This window comes from Curtobacterium sp. TXMA1, from assembly GCF_020162095.1.
Lineage (GTDB): Bacteria > Actinomycetota > Actinomycetes > Actinomycetales > Microbacteriaceae > Curtobacterium.
Window position 1 is genome coordinate 3,200,713 of record NZ_CP083910.1, and the last position, 23,900, is coordinate 3,224,612.

Below are 23,900 nucleotides of genomic sequence, written 5' to 3' on the forward strand. Positions count from 1 at the left end.
ACCCGGGATTTCGGGCGCGCCCGAGGGCGCACACCCGGTAGAGACTACCCGCGTCACACGGCGAAATCAATCCGGGCGCGTCGCGCCCGGAGCGGGCCGACGGGGCGGACGGCAGCCGTGTCTGCAGACCGCGACGCCGCACGGCCGACCCCCGTGCGGACCGCGACGTGACCGCGGTGGTGGGACGGGCCTCCCGGACCGTCGACCGCCCGGCCGGAGCGGTCCGCGGTGGTGGGGCGGGCCTCCAGGCCGGCGACCTGGGCGCGCGCCCCTGTCAGGAACCCGTGTCGGACGAACCGTTGCCGACGGCGGACTCGAACGTCGCTCCGGCGTCGGAGAAGCCGGAGACGTAGCCGCTCGCGTTGACGTTCATCGGGCCCGCCGAGGCCGTGCCGACGCCGCCCGGACCGGAGATGTCGGCGGTGAAGGTGGCGCGACCGAGGCTCGTCGTCGAGACCGTCCACCCGCGCGACAGCCACCCGCCGACCGTCACCTGCGGACGCTGCTCGAGCGTCCACTTCTGGTTGGTGTAGGTGTAGGCCGGGTCCTCGCCGTAGGCGTAGAAGCTGCAGCCCGCGGGGGCGGGGTCGGTGGAGGCGATGCAGCCGTCGACCCAGCGATCGACCGCCTGCTGCGCCGCCTGCTTGCCGTCGTCGGTGAGCTCCGTCGTCATGGAGACCGGGGCCGAGCTGGTCCCGTCGAAGCCGGAGATGCGGGCGGTCGCGTCCGCTGCCGTGAACCACTTGCCACCGTCGACCGTCACGGCGTAGGAGCCCGGCAGGGCGGTCAGGTTCGCGATGCCGTCGTCGGACGTCCGGACGCGCTGGCCCGCGACCTCGACCGGCGTCCCGCCCGGCCCGCGGACCGAGACCTGGACCCGGCCGAGGTCCGGAGCGTGGAGCTCCCACACGGGGAAGACGCCCCAGTCGGTCCCCGTGCGGTCGAGCGTGAAGGTGGACGCGACGTCCCGGCCGCCCTGCCGCAGGTAGGCGCGCACGGTCGCGGTGTCACCGTCGGTGCGCGTCGCCGCGATGCGGTAGCCGGTGACGCGGTCGGTGGCCTTCGCGTAGGCCGCGTCGGTCAGCAGGACGTCCGCGTCGTCGTGGTCCACACCCGCCAGACGCAGCGCGTCGTCCACGTGGCCGGCGGTCAGGTCGTCGAGGAAGGCGCGGACCGGCCGGTCGGCCGAGTGCGACGAGGACTGGACCGCGTACCCGACGACGCCCGTGGCGAGCAGCAGCACCACGGCCGCACCGCCGGCGATGATGCCCACCAGCGCGCCGCGGCGCAGGCGGCGACGCGGGCGGTGCGCAGACGGGCCGGTGACGGGCACCGGCGGCTCCTGCGTGCCGCGGAGCGTGTCGACGTGCGGGACCTGCGCCCACCCGTCCGGCTGGTTGTCGGTCATGCGTCCCCCGTCGTGCCTGTGCGTGCTCCGAGATCGTACCGCCGGGCGGTGTCACGCGACCGGGCTGTGGACAGCGGTGGACCTGTGCACAGGCGGGCGGGGGACGATCCGCTCGGGCGCGACCGGACTCAGCGCCGGTCGCCCTCCCCGCCGGGAGCCGCGTCCGCGGAACGGTGGCGCGCCTGGTAGCGGGCGGCGGACACGCCGCCGAGGACGCAGAGCAGGGCGACGACCACCGAGCCGACCACGAACGGACTCAGCGCGGAGCCCGCGGGGAACACGAGCAGCTCCGTGCCGTCCCCACGCGTCATCGAGTAGCCCACCGCTCCCGTCGCGAGCATCGCCAGGTAGGTGCCGGCTGCGGCGACGAGTCCGGTGACGCCGGGGTTGCCCTCGCGGATCCCCGCGGCCGTGGCGAGGAACACGACCGCTGCTGCCGCGACCACCATCGTCGGTCCGAGGTAGGGGCTCGCGTCCGGCTGCGGGATCGCCTCGACGTCGGCGAGGAGGGCTTCGAAGCCCGTCACCGCGATGACGAGCGCGATGAAGAGGACCGACGTCATCGTCGCGATCAGCCACCGGGACATGGCTCGATCGTACTGCCGGCCGCCCTGGGTGACGGGTCCCGTCGTCGCCGCGTCAGCGCGCGGTGTGCTCCTGGGCGCGCTCGGGCTCGGGCTGCTGCTCGTGCTGCTGCTCGTGCTGCTGCGCGGCCGCGACGAGCGCGAGCGCGATCGTCGCGGTGATGACCGGGACGGACTCGGTCATGGGGACGACGGGAGTCGTCACGGTGTCGTCCTGGAGGCGCGGCTCGGCACGCTCGCCCTCCCCCGGCTCCGCCTCGGGCTGGTTCTCGGCCAGCGTCGCCTCGTGGTCGCGCAGCGCCGGTCCGACGACCGGCAGGACGGCGGTCGTCGTCGGGGGCTCGACGTGCAGGACGGGGAGCGTCGGAGCCTCGGGGACCCCTCGACGGGCGGCACGGCGAGCGCGGCCCATCCGCACCAGGACCACGACGGCGATGACGGCCCAGACGCCGTTCACGATCGTCGACGGGATCGCGTGGTGCGCGGCGACGTTGATGGCGACGGACAGCCCGCCGACCAGGTTGAGGAACTGGTAGAGCGGCCCGTTCGGGATCTTGCCCAGTGAGAACAGCAGGTAACCTGCCAAAACGGTTACGGCTCCGAACCAGCCGAGGAACTCCACGATTCCGACCAACACGCGCGACTCCGGGCACGACGAGGAGCGGCCGTCCTGAGGCGACCGTCCGAGAGGGGTGTGAGCAGCCGCGAGTGCGGCGTCGGGAGCATCGTAGGCACACCGACGGGTGTCGCGGAAGCGGGTGCGGCGTGGCGTGTCGGACCCACTTCGCGGGGGCTCTCGGAAGCGGTGTCAGCCGTTCGTGGAGGCGCTACTGGAGGACGCTGCCGCGGCCTGTTCCGCCTGCGTCGTGGCGGCGTCCTGCAGGACGTAGATGAAGCCGCTGAGGGTCCACGTCGTGGGACCGGCGTCGTTGGTCGCGTCCGAGCCGCTCGCCGAGGACGACGAGACGATCGACGAGACGAGGAACAGCCGCTTCCCGTTCTGCACAGCCTTCATGTACGCGGTCGCCTGCGCGAAGGATCCCTGGATCCCGACGGTCACCGGCACCGCGGAGAAGTTCGCGCTGGTGATCGCCGGGCTCGTGGTCACGGCGGGCGCCGCGGCCGCTCCGGGCGTGGCTGAGGCGCTGGGCTCCGACGTCGCGCCGGCCGAGGCGGTGCCGGACGCCTCGGCGCTCGTGCCCGGAGCCTGCGGCGGAGCGTACGACTGCGCATCGGACGTGGTGAGCGACGAGATGGTCACCCCGCCCGCGTCCGCGAGCTCCGCGAGCTCCCGGTAGAACGATGCCTGGTCGAGTGAGGAGGGGATGGACCCCTCGAGGACCGCGAGTTCGGCCTTCTGCGCCGGCAGCGTCTGGCTCTCGGCGCGCAGCTTCGCGATGCGCCCCTCTGCCGTCGCGTTGTTCTGCTCGGCCGACGCCTGCTGCTCGGCGCTGGCGTCCGCCCTGGCGAGCTGCGGCTGCACGCCGAGGAAGAAGCCGCCGACGGCGACCACCACGCTGGCCATCACAGCGAGGAGGAGCATGAGTCGGTTGCGGGACACGTCACTCCCCCTTCTCGGCGGCGTACTTGCCGTCGAACGCGCCGGTGTCGAGGTGGATGGTGAGGTTCGCGGTGTACCCACCGGTATCGTCCGTGCCGAGCGTCACCGAGTTGGCGTTGGCGTCGACGAAGCCCGGGATCTGCTCGAGGGCCGTGATCCAGTCCGAGACCGACGGGAGCACGGCGGTGGTCGCGGTCACCGTGACCGTCGCCACGCGAGGGCCCTGCAGCGGGGCCGTCGACTGTGAGAACGCCTGGAGCGGCGTCGCGCTGTCGACCTGGACGCCGGTGATGGCGACCCCGGACGGCAGCGATGCCTGGATGCCCTCGAGCGTCGTGCCCCAGTCGATCTCCGTCGAACCGCCGACCTGCTGCGCAGAGGTGATGAGCGCCGACTGCGACTGGACGGTCTTGACCTCCGCGAAGCCCTGCTCCTGCTTGAGCAGGGAAACGGTGTGCTCCTGGGCGATCGTGAGGTCCGACTCGGCGTTCGCCGCGGTCGCGTACGCCGCACCGGTCCCGAGCAGCGCCACGGCCGCGACGAGCGCGACCACCAGCCACGCACGCCTGATGCCTGCTCGTTGCCGTCGTTCGATCAGGACCTCGACGGGCAGCAGGTGCACTCGCGGCTCGTACCCGACGGTGACGGCGACCCGCCCGCCCCGGCGGTCCGGTCCTCCTGACCGGGTCCGCGGCGCCGGCTGTCCCTGCGACGGCACCGCCGGCGCGCGACGGAACAGGGTGCGTCGGCTCCCCGCGGGCTGGGCGTTCACTCCTGCGCTGGTCATGCTGCTCGTCCCCCGACCGCGAGGCCGTAGGCGACCGCGACCGACGATCCGCGGGACTCCAGGTCGTCGTCACGGACGGACCGGGCACGAGCCACCCCGTCGAAGGCGGACGCCACCCTGACCGGTACGCCCACCCGATCGCCGAAGCCGTCGGCGAAGCCGCCGAGGGCAGCGCCGCCGCCAGCGAGGACCACCTCGCGGACCGGCTGGTCCGGGTGCGTGTTGACGAAGTAGTTCACGGTGTTCCTCAGGCTGGAGTAGAGCTCTTCGACAGACTCGCGGACGACTCCAGCGGCTCGGTGGTCATCGGGCGTCCTGGCGGCCGCCCCGAGGCCGAGGTGCCGCTTCACCATCTCGGCCTCGTCCCACGAGATGGACATGCGCGCAGCGAGGGCCTTCGTCACGTCGGCCCCTCCGGTCGGGATGATGCGGACGAACTGCGGGACGCCGTCGGTCAGGATCACGACCGACGTGGTCTGCGCACCGAGATCGATCACGGTGACGGTCCCCGCGACGGACCGCCGGGTCGCGAGCACCCTGCTGAGTGCGAACGGGATGAGGTCGACCCCGACCGGGTTGAGGCCGGCGAGCTGCACCGCGCGCACGTTGTTCAGGACCGCGTCCTTGACCGCGGCGATGAGCAACCCCTCGAGGACGGGCGCTCCGTCCTGGACGCCCTCGTTCGTCGGGTAGAAGTCGAGGATCGCGTCGCCGACGGGGACGGGCAGCATGTCCTGCACCTGGAAGGGCAGCGACTCCCGGACCTGCGCCAGAGGGGCGCGCGGCACCGTCAGTGGACGCGCGAGGACGCGTTGGTTCCCCATCCCGAGCACCACGTCCCGCGATCGGAACCGGCCCAGGGACCAGAGCCGCTTGACCGCACCGGCGACGGTGTTGGGCTCGAGCACCTCGCCGCGGGTCACGGACTCTTCGGGCGTCGGGACCTCCGCGACGCGGACGACGGTCGGGTTCGCCTTGTCCGCGTCGGCGACCTCGACCGCACGGATCGACTGTGCGGAGATGTCGAGCCCGACGATGTTCTTTCCCATGGTGGTCTTTCCGTCCGGTCCTCAACCGATGCCGAGGAGAGCGAGGTACGCGTTCCAGAGGTCAGCGCCGAAGAGCACGCCGACCCAGGCGCCGCACACCATCCAGGGCCCGAAGGGGATCCCGCTGCGGCGACCGGCACGCCTCGTGGCGACGAGGACGAGGGCGAACGTACCGCCGAGCAGGAACGCTGCGAAAGAACCCACTGCGAGGGGTCCCCAACCGAGGTACGCGAGCGCGAGCCCGAGGACGCCGGCGAGCTTGACGTCGCCGAAGCCCATCCCGCCCGGGACGAGCACGGCGAGCAGCAGGTACGACGCGGCCAGGGCTGCCATCCCGGCCAGTCCGCGGAGGAACGAGACCCAGTCGCCGCTCAGCGCGCTCCCGAGCGCGAACAGCACGAGCAGCACCGGGTACGCCGGCAGGACGATGCGGTCGGGCAGTCGGTGCACGTCCAGGTCGATCATCGTCAGTGCCACGCTGATCGCCATGAGGTAGAGGAAGGCGAGCACCACCGGCAGCCCTGCCGTCCCGTCAGAGGAGATCGGCGGCGCAGCCACGGCACCCCAGGCGACGACGGCGAACAGGAGTCCTGTGGCGAGCTCGACCAGCGGGTACCGCGGGGAGATCGAGGTCCTGCAGTCCCGACAACGGCCACCCAGGACCACCCAGGACAGCACGGGCACGTTGTCGCGTGGGCGGATCGGGGTGTGGCACGTCGGACAGGCACTCCGAGGGCGCACCACGGACAGGCCGGCGGGGACGCGGTGGATGACGACGTTGAGGAAGGAGCCGATGAGGAGGCCGACACCGCCGCTGAGGACAGCGAGCAACAGGACAGGGGGCACGCCGATCACGATGCCGCGCTCCCGTCGGTGCGGAATGCCGCCTTGACCTCGCCCACCGTCGTGATGCCGTAGGAGGTGGTCACCGGGCTGAGGAACCGCGGGGGAGCGGTGTACTTGAGTCGCGCGTCGTACTGGTAGTCCTTCACGTACCCGTTGCTGCCCGAGGAGACGATGCCGCGGAAGCGCTGGGCGATCGCACCCTTGACGGTGAGCTTGCCGCGAGCGCCACCGCGGTCGTAGTTCTGCACCTGGAAGGTGTGCGCGGCCGAGATGATCGCGGCATCGATCTCGCGCCCGTCGTCGTCCAGCATCGCCCCGTTCCGGTTCCACGAGACGGAGCCGTAGGGGTTCCAGACCCAGACCGCGTTCGTCGCGGTGAGGCCGAGGATGTCCGCACTCGAGTCGACGTAGCGCAGGTCGCCCGTGACGTACAGGTAGTTCTGCGCGGCGATGGTCAGCTGCCCGTGGAAGTCGCCCTTCACGAACGCGTCACCGTTGCGCGAGCCGTACGCGCACGGCGCGGTCCCGAGAGCAGGTCGCTCCTCGCCCGCGAGCGGGTACCCGACGCCGTTGTTGCTGCAGGTCGCGACCGCCGAGGAAGCGTTCTTGTTCGATGCGTCCGTCGGGATGTTCTGGACGTAGACGATGTTGTTCTCCGGTACCGGGATCGTGGCCCCCGCAGGTGAGCCGAGCTGCCCCGAGGACGTGCCCGGCTGACCGCACTGCGCCGGGTTCGACCCGCCCGTGGCGCCGTCACCGGTCGTGTTCGTGAACTTCGTACCGGGCGACTTCACGGTCATCGTCCCGCCCGCGTTGAAGACGATGTCGGTCGGCCCGGTGTACAGGCATCCCGGGCGGGGGACGGTCGCGCCGAGGTCGGAGCGGGTCTCCTGGAGTTGCTGCGAGTTCGTCGACGGCATGCCGATGGAGGACGCGAACGACGGCTGGTCGACGCCGGCCGGGAACTGCTGCCCGGCGCACGCCTGGTTCAGCGAGTTCCTCGCCGTGTACCGCAGGGCGGTGCCGGTCGGCTGGTAGGACGTCGAGGGTGTCTCGGTGAACTTCGCCTCGCAGATCCGCATGGTGTCGTTCGAGTGCGCGGGACCGGCGATGACGTCCCCGCTCCCGAAGGCGATCTCGTTGCAGCCGGTCGTCGGCCGTCCCTGGTAGGCGTACCGGACGCAGTTCGCGGTACTGGCGCCGGAGATCTGCGGGTCCTGGATCTCGAGGTCGGTGAAGTACAGGAAGTCGATGAACCCCTGCTGCCGGATGGACGCGACGACCGAGCGCACGGCATTGCCCACCATGCCTGTGGACCGCACCTTGATCGTCCCGCTCGTGCCGTACTGCGCGGTGTTGACCTCGTACCGGTAGTACGACGTCGGCGTGTCCGGTGCCGTCACCGGGACCTTCGCCCACGACCCTCCGGCGCCCACGCCGAACGCCGGGTTCGTCTTCGCCGAGGGTGGCATCGACACCGAACTGCCGCGACTGTACGCGGAGGCGGGGTTGCCGTACTGGAAGTACGTGTTGTCGTTGGAGAGCCGCGCCTGGTAGTCGGCGATGCCGGCGTACGCCGCGCTCAACGCCGCGTTGAAGTTCTGGTCGGCGTTCGCCTTCACCCGCCCGGACGTCGCGATCGACAGCGACGTCGCGACGAAGGCGACGATCACCATGCCGAAGATGAGCGCGATGACCATCGCCAGTCCCTGGTCGTCGCGCGCGCGGGTGAGGTCGATGCGTCGTCGGAGTCCGTTCACGGTCCGACCCTTCCGGTCGAGAGGAGGTTCGGGAGGCTCACCTGGTTGCTGAGGGTCACGCTGTTGTCGGCGACCGAGCCGTTGTTCGACAGGCGGAGGGTCACGCCGACCGAGACGACCGACTGCATCTGCGCGGCGCTGAGAGCACCCGTGGCGTCAGGGACGAGCGCAGTGTTGGTCGCGTCGAAGTAGACGAACAGGGCCTGCTGCCCGCTCGGGGTCACCGACACGGGCGGTGCGAGGGTCCGCGTCGTCGGTGTTCCCGTGAAGCGGTAGTAGCTCGATCCGGACACGACCGGCTGTCCGGGGGTGATCGTCTCGACCAGGCGTCGCGACGAGTCGAGCGTGAGCACCACCTGCTGCGGACGGGGATCGGGGCCGGCGTTCGCGACCGGGGCCGCACCCGACAGGTCCACGGCGGTGGTGAAGGTCATGGACTCGGTCCGAGCGACGGCGAAGGCCGGGGCGTCGGCCGCGTTCTGCTGGGGGTTCCGCATCGCGGCGTGCAGCAGTCGGGTTATCTCGTTCATCGCGGTCGACGCGGAGCGGGCGTTCGTGTCGGTCGCGTTGGCGTACGACGTCGCCCGCAGCATGGTGACGAACGTGCCGGAGACCACGGCGAGCACGATCGCGAAGATCATGATCGTGACGAGCAGCTCGGGCAGGCTCAGCCCGCGGTCGTCGCGCCGGACACGGTCCACGACCCGCAGCAGCACCCCGCTCATCCCGCGGTCCTCGGGTCGAGCGTCACGACGTTCGCGGTACCCGGGACCACGATGCCGAGCAGACCACCGATGATGTTGCCGAGCGAGATGGGGTTGAAGTTGATCGCGTCCGAACTCTCGGTCACGGCCCACGTGCCCCACGGCAGGGCGATGGTCGCCGTACCGTCGCTCCTCGTCGCCGTGCGGGTGAAGGTGTAGGTCATCCCCGCGACACACCCGGGATCGCCGTTGGCCGCGGTCGTGGTGGTGGCCCGGATGGTCGTGGTCCGGGCCTTCACGTTGATGGTCGTCGCGCCCATGGCGACGGTCGGCGTCGCGGTCGAGTTCCCCGTCGCGGGCGCGACCTGTGCCGGGGCCTTCCCTGTCCGACCGTCCGCGCTCGTCGGCCACGCGGTCGGGTCGGTCGACAGGCAGGAGCCGCCCGGTGTTCCCGTCGGGGCGTACTTCCCGGCGTAGACGGCGTAGCCCGACGCGATCGGGCTGAGGTACTGGTCGCTGACGGGCGCCGCGGTCTGGTACACGCCGAGGGTGCTGACGTACGAGGTCGTGAGGTTCGTGGGCAGTGACGCGCTCACTCCGGAGGTGTAGCGGTTCTGGAAGTCCCAGGCGGGGTCGTACGTGAACGCCGCGCCGCCGGAGTCCCCTGCGGCGACCGTGACCGACTTCACCGGGTTCGCGGCCTGCTCCTGGTCGCGGTACTGCCCGGACGGCGGGCTGAGCGTCACCGTGTAGGTCCCGGGTGGCACCTTGTTCGCGACGGTGCAGCCGTCCGCGTTGGTGACGTCCGGCTGCGCGCTGCCGTCGAGGACCCGCGCGGTGTTGCCGGGGACGGTGCGGTCCGGGGCCAGGGTCGCCGTCACGTTGCTCGTCCCGCCGCCGTTGATCGAGGTCACGGAGATGAGGACGGTGCCGAGCGCGGGGTCGTTGATCTTGCTGGTCGGTGCGAGGACCGTGTCGGCCGCGATCTTCTGCGTGGCGGAGGACTGACCGGTCCAGGAGACGCGGATGTTCACGCGACGGAAGAGCAGGGAGCCGTTGCCCGACAGGCCGGCGACCGTGCAACCGGTGTCGACGTTGTTCGTGTTGATCCAGGACACGGTCCGCGTCACCGTGTAGTCGACCCCGTCGACGGTGATGGCGGGGTAGGTCTTGTTCGCCAGGCTGTTCAGGTCGTTCTGGCCGTCGATCCGCGCGACGTCGATGTACTGCTGGGCGAGGTTGGCGGCCTCCACACGACCGCGGTTGTCGGCGGTCATGCGGAGGACGAGCGTGGTGGACGCCAGCGCGCCCATGACGATCACCGTGAAGATGAGGAGGGCGATGACGACCTCGACGAGGGACAGGCCCTCGTCAGACCGGCGCACGCGCTGGAGCGCGCGGCGGATGGCGATCATCGTTCCTCCTCTCATCGTCCTCGAACTGACGGGAGCGAGCCGACGTCCCGTCGACTCGCTCCCCCGCTCCTGGTACGACTCAGCTGCAGCCGGCCGGCGCCGTGGCCGTCGGACCCTGGACCGAGCTCGAGTCGGTGACGTAGAACTTCTTCGAATCGCCACTCGGAGCGTCTGCCACCAGGCAGAAGCTCCCTGCCGAGTAGGCCTTCGCGAAGGTGATCGGCTTGGTGAGGTTCGACGGGAATCCGTACTTTCCGAGCGGGTCCGTCGCGAGCGCCGGAGCAGCGGACGGGTTCGGGTTGTCCGTGTAGTACGCGACGACCGCGGTCTTCGCGTTCGTCAGGTCGGACTTCACGCCCGCGTCCTTCGAGCTGGACTGGATGCCGAGGTACACCGGGATCGCGATGGCCGCGAGGATGCCGATGATGATGACGACCACCAGGAGTTCGATCAGGGTGAAGCCCTTGTCGTTCTGCTCCAGCAGTCCCTTGCGGCGAGCTTCGAGCTTGCCCATGAGAGCGAAGTACATTGTTGTTCCGTTCCTTCGGAAATGGGGTGGGATTGCGTTCGGGAGCAGTGCCCTGCCGCCTGCCCAACTGTATGCAGGGCGGATTCTCGACATAATCCCGAGAACGGGGGTGATCGGCACAGCAAAATGCCCCCAGTACCGGGGGCAGAATGCATCCGGTCTCCCCTCGGACGAGGGGCGCGGAGTCACCCGGACTGCTGGATGACGGACGAGATCTGGAAGATCGGCATGTAGAGCGCGATGATCATGCCGCCCACCACGACGCCGAGGAAGGCGATGAGCAGCGGTTCGATGAGCGACGTCAGTGCCTCCGTGGTGGCGGTGACCTCCTCGTCGTAGAAGACGGCGATCTTCTCGAGCATGACCTCCATGGAACCGGCATCCTCACCCACGGCCACCATCTGCGAGACCATCGACGGGAACACCGTTTCCACCGACAGCGGATCAGCGATCGAACTGCCTTTCCGGACCGATTCAGCAACACGTTCCAGTGCGCGTTGCACGACGATGTTCCCAGACACTTCTCCGGTGATCTGCAATGCCTGGAGAATGGGCACACCGGCGCCGATCATGTTCGAGAAGTTCCGCGAGAACCGCGCGATGACGATCTTCTTGTTCAACTTGCCGAAGACCGGAAGTCGCAGTTTCAACGGGTCGAACACCGAACGCACCGCGTCGGTGTTCTTCTTCGCACGCCACCAGAGGACGAACACGATGATCGCGACCGCCAGCACGGGTCCGACGTAGACCATGGACGCCGACAGACTGACGAGGATCTGCGTCGGCAGCGGGAGTTCACCGCCGAGTCCCTCGAACATCTTCTGGAAGATCGGCACGATGAAGACCAGCATGATGACCACGCTGAGCAGCGACATGACCAACACGACCACCGGGTAGGTCATCGCCGACTTGATGGTCGTCTTGAGCTTCTGCTCCTTCTCGAAGTTCGTCGCGACGGACGCCATCGCCTGGTCGAGGAAGCCGCCGGTCTCCCCCGCCCGGATCATGTTGATCATGATCGGCGGGAAGTCGACCGGGTACTTCGCGACGGCGTCCGAGAGCGCCACGCCGCGTTCGACGTCGTCGCGGACCTTCTCGAGGATGCCGCGGAGCTTCGCGGACTGCGTCTGCTCGGCCAGGATGCTCAGGGTCCGGAGCAGCGAGAGGCCCGAGCTCAGCATCGTGGCAGCCTGACGCGCCGTGATCGCCAGGTCCTTGAGCCCGACACCCTTCTCGAACCCCGGGATCTTGATCTCGGTCTGCAGTCCGGTGCCGGGCTTCGCCTCGGTGATCGCGATCGGCGAGACGCCCATCGTCCGGAGCCGCTGCACGACGGCGCCCTCGGACGCCGCGTCGAGCCGACCCTTCACGAGCTTGCCGGCACCGTCGCGGCCCCGGTAGTCGAACGCGAGTGACATCAGTGACCCCCGGAGTACTTGTCGCCGAAGTCGATCTCGGAGGCGGCGATCGCCGCTGCGGAGGAGTCGGACGGCGACTCGACGCGCTGCACGAGCCGATCGAAGCCGTCCTCGTCGTGCACCTTCTCCATCGCCGCGGCCCGGGTGACGGTCCCGACGTTGACGAGCTCGGCGAGGTCCTGGTCCATCGTGTGCATCCCGGCGTCGCGCCCGGCCTGCATCGCCGAGGTGATCTGGTACGTCTTGCCCTCGCGCACGAGGTTCGCGATCGCAGGCGTCGTCTTCATGATCTCGGTGGCGACGACGCGGCCGGACCCGTTCGCCTTCGGCACGAGGGTCTGGCAGACGACCCCTTCGAGCGTCGCCGCGAGCTGGGTGCGGATCTGCCCCTGCTGGTGCGGTGGGAACACGTCGATGACGCGGTCGATGGTGCCGGGAGCACTCTGCGTGTGCAGCGTCGCGAAGACCAGGTGTCCGGTCTCGGCGGCGGTCAGGGCGACGGAGATGGTCTCGAGGTCGCGGAGCTCACCGATCAGGATGACGTCGGGGTCCTGTCGCAGCACGTGCTTCAGCGCGGCGGCGAACGAGTGCGTGTCCGCCCCGACCTCGCGTTGGTTGATGATGGCCTTCTTGTGCTCGTGCATGAACTCGATCGGGTCCTCGACCGTCACGATGTGATCGGCGCGGGTCTCGTTGACCAGGTCGATGAGCGCGGCGAGGGTCGTCGACTTGCCGGAGCCGGTCGGTCCGGTCACGAGCACGAGTCCGCGGGGCAGCTTCGCGAACTCCCCGACGTGCGCGGGGATGCCGAGCTGCTTGAGCGTCTTGATCTTCGTCGGGATGATGCGGAACGCCGCGCCCCAGTTGCCGCGCTGCTGGTAGTAGTTCACGCGGAAGCGGAACTCCGGCGAGAGCGAGTAGGCGAAGTCGAGCTCCTGCTCGTGGTCGAACTGCCCGGCCTGCTCGGGCGTGAGCAGCGTCTTCAGCGCGGCGATGACCTTGTTGCGTGCCCACGGTCCCCCGGGCACCGCGGGACGCAGCGACCCGTCGACCCGCACGGTGGGCGGAGCGTCCGCGGTGACGTGCAGGTCGGACGCTCCCTGGTACACGACCTGCGACAGCGCCGTGATGAGGTCGCCGTCGGCGACCTCGCGAGCGTGGCGCGTGAAGCCGATCTCGGGGTGCGACGCAGGATCGACCGCGGGCCCGGAGACCGCGGCGCCGGTGAGCGTGCGTCCGGACACCGCCGGAGCGACGGTCTGGAGGTTCGTGGTCGCCACCGCGGGCGCCACCGGCAGGTGCTCGGTCACCGCATCCGCGTACCCGTACGCCGCGGTGGACGGCGGGACCGCCGCCGGGGGCGTGGCCGGCGCGGCCTGCGGCTGCGCCACCGGCACGGCGACGGGGTCACCGGCAGGCGGGGGCCAGGACGACCCACCGGCCGGGGTCGTCCCTGTGGCCACCGCGTCGGCCGGGTCGCCCCAGGCAGTCGGCGCGCCCCAGCCACCCTCGGCCGACAGGTCGTAGACGGCGTTGCTCGACGTCGGCACGGCGGGGTGGTCGGTCGGCGTGACCGCGTGCGCCGACGCCGCAGCGGCCGCAGCAGCCGCCGCGAGCCGCGCAGCCCGACGACCACCGACCTCGTTGCCCGGGCTCCCGGGGTGCCACCCGGCGACGGGGTCGTCGCCGGCCTCGATGTCGTACACCGATTCGTTCATCGTCCTCGTGCTCCCGGGCTACGCGACCACGCGCAGGATCTCGTCGACGCTGGTCATGCCGAGCTTGACCTTCTCCCACCCGTCCTGCCGGAGCGTGAGCATGCCCTGCTGCTGGGCGACACGGCTGATCTCGGCGCTCGAAGCCCGCGCGACCGCGAGGCGCTCGATCTCCTCGGTCACGGTCATGACCTCGTGGAGGGCGATGCGGCCGCGGTACCCGGTGTTCGAGCAGACGGCGCAGCCGATCGGTGCGAAGAACTCCGGGACGGCAGCGTCCGGACGGTCGAGGAACCCGAGCGCGTGCAGCTGCTCGGCCTCGTACACAGCGGGGACCTTGCACCGGTCGCAGAGCCGGCGGGCCAGACGCTGGGCGACCACCGAGTCGAGCGCGGACCCGACCAGGAAGGGTTCGATGTCCATCTCCGTCAGACGGGTGACGGCCGACGGGGCGTCGTTCGTGTGCAGGGTGGAGAGCACCAGGTGACCGGTCAGCGACGCCTCGATCGCGATCTGCGCGGTCTCGTGGTCGCGGATCTCACCGAGGAGCACCACGTCCGGGTCGGAGCGCAGGATCGATCGCAGCGCCGACGCGAAGGTCAGGCCGGCCTTCGGGTTGACCTGCACCTGGTTGATGCCGGCCATCCGGTACTCGACCGGGTCCTCGACCGTGATGACGTTGATCTCGGGCTTCGCGACGGCGTTGAGCGTCGTGTAGAGCGTGGTGGACTTGCCCGAACCGGTGGGCCCGGTGACCAGGATCATGCCGTACGGCTTCGAGTAGGACCGCTGGTAGGCCTGGAAGTTCTGCTCGAGCAGGTTGAGGTCCTTGAGCGTCAGCGACGTGTTCGTGTTGTCGAGGATGCGCATGACGACCTTCTCGCCCCACACCGTGGGAAGCGTGGCCACGCGCAGGTCGATCTGCCGACCGCCGTGCCGCACCGACATCCGGCCGTCCTGCGGCTTCCGACGCTCGGCGATGTCGATGTCGCTCATGATCTTGAGCCGGCTGATGACGCCGTTCTGGATGTTCTTCGGGGCCGGCGCCATCTCGTGCAGCACACCGTCGATGCGGTAGCGCACCCGGACCTCGTGCTCGCCCGGCTCGATGTGGATGTCCGACGCGTGGTCCTGGATCGCCTGCGAGACGAGCAGGTTGACGAAGCGGACGATCGGGACGTCGTCGAGCGCGCCGTCGGTCAGGTCCACCTGCTGCTGGGTCTGCGCGGCCGACTGGTCCTCGAGCGACGAGGTCAGGTCGTTCAGCTCGTCGTCCGCTCGCAGGTACCGGTCGAGGGCGCTGACGAGGTCGCGCTCCTCCACCTGGAGCGGCTTGATCGCGCGACCCGATGCAGTGCGGGCGTCGTCGATCGCGAGCACGTTCGACGGGTTCACCATCGCGAGCACGAGCGTCTCGCCCTCGAACCCGATGCCGAGCACTCCGTGGCGACGGCAGAGCGCCGCGGGCAGCATCGACACCGCGGTGCCGTCGACCGGGTAGTCGGTCAGCGGCACGGTGTGGGAGTTGTTCGAGGCCGCTCGAGCCGTGATGTACTGCGCCTCGCTCACCACGCCCTGGTCCACCAGGGAGCGGATGGCACGCTCGTCGATCGCCTCGTCGCCGGTCATGGAGTCGAGGTGTTCGATCGGCAGTGCGCCGTTGAGGATGAGGATCTCGGACAGGGTGGCCATGTGTCCCGGGGCCTCCTTCGGGTCGAGACCGGGTCGTGGGGGTGTGCCCCGCAGCGGCGCGGCGCCCGTCCACGCTACGGCCGCCCGGTGCGGCCCCCGCAGTCCCACAACGAGGGGGCGACGGGGTGGCGTGTGCCCCCAGTGCTGGGGTACCGACGGGTACCGAGAGGCGCGTCTCGCGGTCGTCATGCGTCGATGCTCCGGCTCCACCACGTCGGCGCGGGGCCCGGACCGGGTGCCGGTGGACGAGACGTCGACGGTGGCACCCTGTGCAGGAAGGGGCCAGCAGGTGCAGGACGAACGGTCGAGCACCGGCTCGGGGCGCGTGCACGAGGAACCCCTCGACGCGCGGGGCCGCTGCGCGCCATGATGAGACATGGACATCACGAGCGTGACCGTGGGGCTCCCCGTCTCCGACATCGAGGCGTCCTGCCTCTGGTACGGCGCTGTGTTCCAGCGGGCAGACCCCGACCTCGAGCCCGAGGACGGCGTGGTCGAGTACGAGATCGGTGGCATCTGGTTGCAGCTGTACCTCGACGCCGACGCCGAGCGACGCCCCGCGACCGTCCGCTTCGGTGTCGACGACGTCCGCTCGCAGCACGCCCGCATCGGCTCGCTCGGCATCGACGTCGGCCCGGTCGAGTGCGTCGACGGTGCCGTGGACTGGTTCGACGTCCGCGACCCCGACGGCAACGTCCTCAGCCTGTACTCGCTGGTCGACGAGAAGGGCCGCACCGCCTGAGACCGGACCACCGGCGGACGGGAGGCGCGGGGCGGGCCCGCCACGAGCCTCCCGTCCGGCCCTGGTGCAGCAACGAGGAAGGCCCCCGCATCCGAGGATGCGGGGGCCTTCCGGGTTCAGCTCAGGCTCAGTTGGCTGTGCCTGTTCAGTTGTAGGTCCCAGGGGTGAAGTCGTCCGACGAGAAGCTGTCGAAGTCGACGAAGCTCAGGTCGGCGTCCGAGAACGAGGAGTCGTCGGCGAAGATGCGGTTGGGGTACCGCTCCGCCTTGGCTTCCTCGGTCGCGGCGACGTCCACGTCACGGTACCGGCTGAGGCCCGTCCCGGCGGGGATGAGCTTACCGATGATGACGTTCTCCTTGAGGCCGACGAGGTGGTCCTGCTTGCCCTCCATGGCCGCCTGCGTGAGGACGCGGGTGGTCTCCTGGAAGGACGCGGCGGACAGCCACGACTCGGTCGCGAGGGACGCCTTCGTGATGCCCATGACCTCCTGGCGAGCCGAGGCGGTCTTGCGACCCTCCTGCAGCGCCGCACGGTTCAGCGCGTTGTAGCGCGACCGGTCGACGAGCTCACCCGGCAGCAGGTCGGTGTCGCCGTGGTCGACGACGGTGACCTTGCGGAGCATCTGGCGGACGATGACCTCGATGTGCTTGTCGTGGATCGGCACGCCCTGCGAGCCGTACACGTCCTGCACACCGTTGACGAGGTGCTTCTGGACCTCGCGCACACCCTTGACCCGGAGGACCTCCTTCGGGTCCACCGTGCCGGCGATGAACTGCTCGCCGAGCTCGACGTGCTGGCCGTCCTCGATGAGGAGGGTCGCACGCTTGAGCACCGGGTAGATGAACGGCTCGTCGCCGTTGTCCGGCGTGAGGATGATCCGACGACCCTTGTCCGTGTCCTCGATCGTGACGCGGCCGGGGGCCTCGGCGATCGGGGACGCGCCCTTCGGGGTGCGGGCCTCGAAGAGCTCGGTCACGCGGGGCAGACCCTGCGTGATGTCGTCGGCCGAGGCCGAACCACCCGTGTGGAAGGTACGCATCGTCAGCTGGGTACCGGGCTCACCGATGGACTGGGCGGCGATGATGCCGACCGCCTCGCCGATGTCGACGAGGTTGCCCGTGGCGAGCGAACGGCCGTAGCACTTCGCGCAGACGCCGACGGCGGACTCGCAGGTCAGGACCGAGCGCACCTTGATGCTCTCGACACCCGCCTCGAGCAGCGTGTCCAGCAGGACGTCACCGACGTCCGAGCCGGCCTCGGCGACCACGGTGCCGTTCGCGTCCACGGCCTCGACGGCCAGGGTGCGCGAGTACACCGTGTTCTCGACGCGCGGGTCGCGGACGAGCTTGCCGTCCTCGCCCTTGGTCGCGATCGGCAGCTCGAGGCCACGGGTCGTCCCGCAGTCGTCCTCACGGATGATGACGTCCTGCGAAACGTCCACGAGACGCCGGGTCAGGTAGCCCGAGTCGGCGGTCCGGAGAGCCGTGTCCGCCAGACCCTTGCGGGCACCGTGCGTGGCGATGAAGTACTCCGCCACGGTCAGGCCCTCGCGGTACGAGTTGATGATCGGGCGGGCGATGATCTCACCCTTCGGGTTGTTCACCAGACCACGCATACCGGCGATGTTGCGCACCTGCAGCCAGTTACCACGAGCACCCGACGAGACCATGCGGTTGATGGTGTTGTCGATCGGGAAGTTGTCGCGCATCTCCTGCGCGATCTCGTTCGTGGCCTCGGTCCAGATCTTGATCAGGTCGGCGCGGCGCTCCGCGTCGGTGATCAGACCCTTGTCGAACTCGCCCTGGACCTTGGCGGCCTGGACCTCGTAGCCCGCGATGATCTCCTTCTTGCGAGGAGGCGTCACGACGTCCGACAGCGCCACGGTCACACCGGAGCGCGTGCCCCAGTAGAAGCCCGCGTCCTTGATCCGGTCCAGCGCGGCGGCCGTCTCGGTCTTGGAGTAGCGCTCGGCGAGGTCGTTGACGATCGCGGAGAGGGTGCCCTTGTCGGTGACGCGCTGGACGAACGGGTAGTCCGCCGGCAGCGTCTCGTTGAAGAGCGCACGGCCCAGGGTGGTCTCGAGGAGGATCGGCTGACCGACCTCGTAGCCCTCCGGCGCCTCGCCCTCGGCGAAGTGCACACCCGACATGCGGATCTTCACCATCGCGTTGAGGTGCAGCGTGTTCTGGTCCTTGGCCAGGATCGCCTCGGCGACCGACGAGAACGCACGGCCCTCGCCGAGCGCGCCCTCGCGGACGGTCGTCAGGTGGTGCAGACCGATGATCATGTCCTGTGCGGGCAGGGTCACCGGACGGCCGTCCGACGGCTTGAGGATGTTGTTCGAGGCGAGCATCAGGATGCGGGCCTCGGCCTGGGCCTCGACCGACAGCGGCAGGTGCACGGCCATCTGGTCACCGTCGAAGTCCGCGTTGAACGCAGCACACACGAGCGGGTGGAGCTGGATGGCCTTGCCCTCGACGAGCTGCGGCTCGAACGCCTGGATGCCCAGGCGGTGCAGCGTCGGCGCACGGTTCAGCAGGACGGGGCGCTCGCGGATGATCTCCTCGAGCACGTCCCACACCTGCGGACGCGAACGCTCGACCATGCGCTTGGCCGACTTGATGTTCTGCGCGTGCGACAGGTCGATGAGGCGCTTGATGACGAACGGCTTGAACAGCTCGAGCGCCATCTGCTTCGGCAGACCGCACTGGTGCAGCTTGAGCTGCGGGCCGACGATGATGACCGAACGACCCGAGTAGTCGACGCGCTTGCCGAGCAGGTTCTGGCGGAAACGACCCTGCTTGCCCTTGAGCATGTCGCTCAGGGACTTCAGGGCGCGGTTGCCGGTACCCGTGACCGGACGACCACGACGACCGTTGTCGAACAGCGCGTCGACGGCCTCCTGCAGCATGCGCTTCTCGTTGTTCACGATGATCTCGGGGGCACCGAGGTCGAGCAGGCGGCGGAGACGGTTGTTGCGGTTGATCACACGACGGTAGAGGTCGTTGAGGTCCGACGTGGCGAAGCGGCCACCGTCGAGCTGCACCATCGGGCGGAGCTCCGGCGGGATGACCGGCACGACGTCGAGCACCATCGCGGCCGGCGAGTTGCCGGTGGCGAGGAAGGAGCTGACGACGCGCAGACGCTTGATCGCGCGGATCTTCTTCTGGCCCTTGCCCTCGGCGATCTGCAGGCGCAGCGACTCGGCCTCGGCGGCCAGGTCGAACGCCTCGAGCCGCAGCTTGATCGCCTCGGCGCCCATGTAGGCGTCGAAGTAGATCCCGAAGCGGTCCTGCAGCTCGTGGAACACGGCGTCCTCGGGCTTGAGGTCGCCGACCTTGAGGTTGCGGAAGTCCTCCCACACGCGCTCGAGGCGGGTGATGTCCTCGTCGAAGGACTTGCGGACCTGGGACATCTCCTTCTCGGCGGTGTCCTTGGTCCGGCGCTTCACGTCGGCCTTGGCGCCCTCTTCCTCGAGCGCTGCGAGGTCGTCCTCGAGCTTCTTGAGGCGGTCGGCGATGATCGAGTCGCGCTGACCCTCGAGGTTCTTGATCTCGAGGCGCATCTCGTTCTCGAGACCGGGCATGTCGGCGTGACGGCCCTCTTCATCGATGTCGATGATCATGTACGCCGCGAAGTAGATGACCTTCTCGAGGTCCTTCGGCGCCATGTCGAGGAGGTACCCGAGGCGCGACGGGACACCCTTGAAGTACCAGATGTGCGTGACGGGTGCGGCGAGCTCGATGTGGCCCATGCGCTCACGGCGGACCGAGGACTTGGTGACCTCGACGCCGCAGCGCTCGCAGACGATGCCCTTGAAGCGGACACGCTTGTACTTGCCGCAGGCGCACTCCCAGTCACGGGACGGACCGAAGATCTGCTCGCCGAACAGACCGTCCTTCTCGGGCTTCAGGGTGCGGTAGTTGATGGTCTCCGGCTTCTTGACCTCGCCGTACGACCACTGACGGATGTCCTCGGCGGTCGCGAGGCCGATCCGGATGGCGTCAAATGACGTTGCTTCGAGCAATGTTCTTCTCTCTTGCTGAGTTCGAAACGTGTTCGGTACGGGCCGGCTCAGATGTCGTCGACGGACGACGACTCGAACCGCGAGGAGATGTTGATGCCGAGCTCTTCAGCGGCACGGAAGACCTCGTCGTCCGTGTCACGGAGGCTGACCGCCTGGCCGTCGGCCGAGAGGACCTCGACGTTCAGGCAGAGCGACTGCATCTCCTTCATGAGGACCTTGAACGACTCGGGGATGCCGGGCTCCTGGATGTTCTCGCCCTTGACGATCGCCTCGTAGACCTTCACGCGGCCGAGGATGTCGTCGGACTTGATCGTCAGGAGCTCCTGGAGGGCGTAGGCGGCGCCGTACGCCTCGAGCGCCCACACCTCCATCTCACCGAATCGCTGTCCACCGAACTGCGCCTTACCACCCAGCGGCTGCTGCGTGATCATCGAGTACGGGCCGGTCGAACGGGCGTGGATCTTGTCGTCGACCAGGTGGTGCAGCTTGAGGATGTACATGTAGCCGACCGAGACGGGCTCCGGGAACGGCTCGCCGGAGCGGCCGTCGAAGAGCTGCGCCTTGCCGGAGGAGCCGATCAGGCGCTCCCCGTCGCGGTTCGGGAGCGTGCTGTCGAGGAGGCCCTCGATCTCGCGCTCGTACGCACCGTCGAACACCGGGGTGGCGACCTTCGTGCCGGGCGCCGCGCTGTGCGCTGCCTCCGGCAGGGCCGATGCCCACTCCTGGATGCCCTCGACGTTCCAGCCCTGCTTCGCGAGCCACCCGAGGTGGATCTCGAGGACCTGGCCGAAGTTCATGCGGCCGGGGACGCCGAGCGGGTTGAGCACGATGTCGACCGGGGTGCCGTCCGCGAGGAACGGCATGTCCTCGACCGGCAGGATCGTCGAGATGACGCCCTTGTTGCCGTGACGACCGGCGAGCTTGTCACCCGCGGTGATCTTGCGCTTCTGGGCGATGTAGACGACCACGCGCTGGTTGACGCCCGAGCCGAGCTCGTCGTCGCCGTCCTGCGCGTCGAACACCTTGACGCCGATGATCGTGCCCTCTTCGCCGTGGGGCACCTTCAGCGAGGTGTCGCGCACCTCGCGCGACTTCTCGTTGAAGATCGCGCGGAGCAGGCGCTCCTCTGCCGAGAGCTCGGTCTCGCCCTTCGGCGTGACCTTGCCGACCAGGATGTCACCGGGGCGGACCTCGGCACCGATGCGGATGATGCCGCGCTCGTCGAGGTCGGCCAGGAGGTCCGGGCTGACGTTCGGGAGGTCGCGGGTGATCTCCTCCTTGCCGAGCTTCGTGTCGCGGGCGTCGACCTCGTACTCCTCGATGTGGATCGAGGAGAGCGTGTCGTCCTTCACGAGGTTCTGCGACAGGATCATCGCGTCCTCGTAGTTGTAGCCCTCCCACGGCATGAACGCGACGAGGAGGTTCTTGCCGAGCGCGAGCTCGCCGTTCTCCGTCGCGGGGCCGTCGGCGATGACCTCGCCCTGCTCCACGCGCTCGCCTGCGGAGACGATGACGCGGTGGTTGTAGCTCGTGCCCTGGTTCGAGCGGTCGAACTTGCGCAGGTAGTAGGTCTGCGTGCCGCCCTCGTCGAGCTGCAGGGTCACGGCGTCGGCCGACACCTCGGAGACCACACCGGCCTTGTCGGCGGTGACGACGTCACCGGCGTCGATGGCGGTGTAGCCCTCCATGCCGGTGCCGACGAGCGGCGACTCGGAACGGAGCAGCGGGACGGCCTGACGCTGCATGTTCGCACCCATGAGGGCGCGGTTCGCGTCGTCGTGCTCGAGGAACGGGATGAGCGAGGTCGCGACCGACACCATCTGGCGCGGCGAGACGTCCATGTAGTCGACCTCGTCCTTGCCGACGAGCTCGACCTCGCCGCCCTTCTTCCGGACGAGCACCTTGTCGTCCTGGAAGTGGAAGTCGTCGGTCAGCGGCGCGTTGGCCTGAGCGACGACGAAGTCGTCCTCCTCCGACGCGGTCAGGTAGTCGATCTGCGTCGTGACCTGGCCGTTGACGACCCGGCGGTACGGCGTCTCGATGAAGCCGAACGAGTTGATCCGACCGAACGACGCGAGCGAGCCGATCAGGCCGATGTTCGGGCCTTCCGGGGTCTCGATCGGGCACATGCGGCCGTAGTGCGACGGGTGAACGTCGCGGACCTCGACGCCGGCACGCTCACGGGACAGACCACCCGGGCCGAGGGCCGACAGGCGACGCTTGTGCGTCAGACCCGCGAGCGGGTTGTTCTGGTCCATGAACTGCGACAGCTGCGAGGTGCCGAAGAACTCCTTGATCGCGGCGACGACGGGTCGCACGTTGATCAGGGTCTGCGGGGTGATCGCCTCGATGTCCTGCGTGGTCATGCGCTCGCGGACGACGCGCTCCATGCGGGACAGACCCGTGCGGACCTGGTTCTGGATGAGCTCGCCGACGGCGCGGATGCGACGGTTGCCGAAGTGGTCGATGTCGTCCACGTCGAGGCGCAGCTGGACGGGCTCGCCGTCGCGGACACCGTTCAGCGTGGTCTTCTCGGCGTGCAGCGAGACGAGGTACTTGATGGTGCGGACGATGTCCTGCACGGTCAGCACCGAGTCCGAGAGCTGCGCGTCGATGCCGAGCTTGCGGTTCAGCTTGTAGCGACCCACCTTGGCGAGGTCGTAGCGCTTCGGGTTGAAGTAGAAGTTGTCGAGGAGCGCACGCGCGGCCTCGGCGGCGACCTGCTCGCCCGGACGCAGCTTGCGGTAGATGTCCTTGAGCGCCTCTTCCTTGGTGAGGACGGCGTCCTTCTCGAGGGTGGACTCGATCGAGGCGAAGCCCTGGAACTCCTCCATGATCTCCTCGCTCGTCAGGCCGAGGGCCTTGAGGAAGACGGTCACGGACTGCTTGCGCTTGCGGTCGATGCGCACGCCCACCTGGTCGCGCTTGTCGATCTCGAACTCGAGCCAGGCACCACGCGAGGGGATGACGCGGGCGGAGTAGATGTCCTTGTCGGACGTCTTCTCCTGCTGGCGCTCGAAGTACACGCCGGGCGAACGGACGAGCTGCGAGACGACGACGCGCTCGGTGCCGTTGATGATGAACGTGCCGCGCTCGGTCATGAGCGGGAAGTCGCCCATGAAGACCGTCTGCGTCTTGATCTCACCGGTCATGTGGTTCATGAACTCGGCGTTGACGTACAGCGGCGCGGCGTAGGTCTTGCCACGCTCCTTGCACTCGTCGATGGAGTACTTCGGGTCCTCGAGCTCCGGGGACGTGAACGAGAGCTGCATGGTCTCGCCGAGGTCCTCGATCGGGGAGATCTCCTCGAAGATCTCCTCGAGGCCGGAGTGCAGCGCGAGGTCGGTGCGACCCTGCTCCTGCCCTTCGGCGAGGCGGGCCTTCCAGACGTCGTTGCCGACGAGCCAGTCGAAGCTCTCCGTCTGGAGGGCGAGCAGATCCGGCACCGTGAGGGTGTCCGTGATCTTGGCGAACGAGAGTCGCGAGTGGTTGCGACCGTTCTTGGGGTTGGTGGATGCGTTGGGCGCAGCAGCCAAGGGTGTGACCTCCGGTAGGCCCCGTCGGGCCGGTACTGACGAGCAGCACGTAGGTGAGTGGATTGATCGCTCGGCGCGACCCTGGGACCACCGACACGGAACGCCCGACGACAACGACCGTCGAGGA

General features: G+C 69.1%; 17 protein-coding genes. 1 reads left to right on the plus strand and 16 read right to left on the minus strand.

The features are described 5' to 3' along the window. Nucleotides 1-274: 274 nt before the first annotated feature. The 14 genes from LCG91_RS15130 to LCG91_RS15195 form a co-directional block, all read right to left on the minus strand. Nucleotides 275-1,408, minus strand: coding sequence for a hypothetical protein (locus tag LCG91_RS15130; RefSeq protein WP_224441887.1), 1,134 nt, complete (start codon nt 1,406-1,408; stop codon nt 275-277). Nucleotides 1,409-1,536: 128 nt separating this feature from the next. Further along, a complete protein-coding gene (locus LCG91_RS15135) occupies nt 1,537-1,995 on the minus strand; it encodes a DUF6121 family protein (protein WP_058749814.1) in 459 nt (152 codons plus the stop codon). Between the two features lie 52 nt (nt 1,996-2,047). Beyond that, on the minus strand, nt 2,048-2,629 hold the full coding sequence (locus LCG91_RS15140) for a CBU_0592 family membrane protein (protein WP_411955810.1): 582 nt from the start codon (nt 2,627-2,629) through the stop codon (nt 2,048-2,050). Nucleotides 2,630-2,800: 171 nt separating this feature from the next. Continuing rightward, nucleotides 2,801-3,553: a hypothetical protein gene (locus LCG91_RS15145; protein ID WP_224441889.1), complete on the minus strand. Its 753-nt coding sequence runs from the start codon at nt 3,551-3,553 to the stop codon at nt 2,801-2,803. A gap of 1 nt (nt 3,554) precedes the next feature. Further along, nucleotides 3,555-4,340 carry a hypothetical protein gene (locus LCG91_RS15150; RefSeq protein WP_224441890.1) on the minus strand — a complete coding sequence of 262 codons (786 nt, stop codon included), beginning with the start codon at nt 4,338-4,340 and terminating at the stop codon, nt 3,555-3,557. Continuing rightward, nucleotides 4,337-5,389, minus strand: a complete 1,053-nt coding sequence (gene pilM, locus LCG91_RS15155) for a type IV pilus assembly protein PilM (protein ID WP_224441891.1) — start codon at nt 5,387-5,389, stop codon at nt 4,337-4,339. Before pilM ends, LCG91_RS15150 begins: the two co-directional genes overlap by 4 nt. A 21-nt stretch (nt 5,390-5,410) precedes the next feature. Next, complete coding sequence (locus LCG91_RS15160; protein ID WP_224441892.1) at nt 5,411-6,235, minus strand: prepilin peptidase; 825 nt, start codon at nt 6,233-6,235, stop codon at nt 5,411-5,413. Nucleotides 6,236-6,240: 5 nt separating this feature from the next. Further along, nucleotides 6,241-7,995, minus strand: a complete 1,755-nt coding sequence (locus tag LCG91_RS15165; protein ID WP_224441893.1) for a hypothetical protein — start codon at nt 7,993-7,995, stop codon at nt 6,241-6,243. Beyond that, entirely contained in the window at nt 7,992-8,720 is a 729-nt protein-coding gene (locus LCG91_RS15170; protein ID WP_058728460.1) for a type II secretion system protein J, read from the minus strand. Before LCG91_RS15170 ends, LCG91_RS15165 begins: the two co-directional genes overlap by 4 nt. Then, the gene (locus LCG91_RS15175) at nt 8,717-10,114 is read right to left on the minus strand and encodes a prepilin-type N-terminal cleavage/methylation domain-containing protein (protein ID WP_224441894.1); all 1,398 of its coding nucleotides are present in this window, start codon (nt 10,112-10,114) and stop codon (nt 8,717-8,719) included. The genes LCG91_RS15170 and LCG91_RS15175 overlap by 4 nt, the downstream gene beginning before the upstream one ends. A 79-nt stretch (nt 10,115-10,193) precedes the next feature. Next, nucleotides 10,194-10,643, minus strand: a complete 450-nt coding sequence (locus LCG91_RS16485) for a type IV pilin protein (protein ID WP_411955811.1) — start codon at nt 10,641-10,643, stop codon at nt 10,194-10,196. Between the two features lie 185 nt (nt 10,644-10,828). Beyond that, entirely contained in the window at nt 10,829-12,061 is a 1,233-nt protein-coding gene (locus LCG91_RS15185; protein ID WP_224441895.1) for a type II secretion system F family protein, read from the minus strand. Further along, nucleotides 12,061-13,779, minus strand: coding sequence for a PilT/PilU family type 4a pilus ATPase (locus LCG91_RS15190; RefSeq protein WP_318010442.1), 1,719 nt, complete (start codon nt 13,777-13,779; stop codon nt 12,061-12,063). Before LCG91_RS15190 ends, LCG91_RS15185 begins: the two co-directional genes overlap by 1 nt. Before the next feature lie 18 nt (nt 13,780-13,797). Beyond that, complete coding sequence (locus tag LCG91_RS15195) at nt 13,798-15,468, minus strand: GspE/PulE family protein (protein ID WP_224441896.1); 1,671 nt, start codon at nt 15,466-15,468, stop codon at nt 13,798-13,800. A 376-nt stretch (nt 15,469-15,844) separates the two neighbouring features. On the opposite strand from LCG91_RS15195, the gene LCG91_RS15200 reads away from it, so the two are divergent. Next, nucleotides 15,845-16,210 (plus strand): VOC family protein, encoded by a 366-nt coding sequence (locus tag LCG91_RS15200; RefSeq protein WP_058728464.1) that lies wholly within the window; start codon nt 15,845-15,847, stop codon nt 16,208-16,210. 145 nt (nt 16,211-16,355) lie between these two features. On the opposite strand, the gene rpoC is transcribed toward LCG91_RS15200, so the two are convergent. Further along, complete coding sequence (rpoC, locus tag LCG91_RS15205) at nt 16,356-20,237, minus strand: DNA-directed RNA polymerase subunit beta' (RefSeq protein ID WP_058728465.1); 3,882 nt, start codon at nt 20,235-20,237, stop codon at nt 16,356-16,358. 47 nt (nt 20,238-20,284) lie between these two features. Beyond that, nucleotides 20,285-23,773: a DNA-directed RNA polymerase subunit beta gene (gene rpoB / locus LCG91_RS15210; RefSeq protein WP_058728466.1), complete on the minus strand. Its 3,489-nt coding sequence runs from the start codon at nt 23,771-23,773 to the stop codon at nt 20,285-20,287. Between the last annotated feature and the right edge of the window lie 127 nt (nt 23,774-23,900).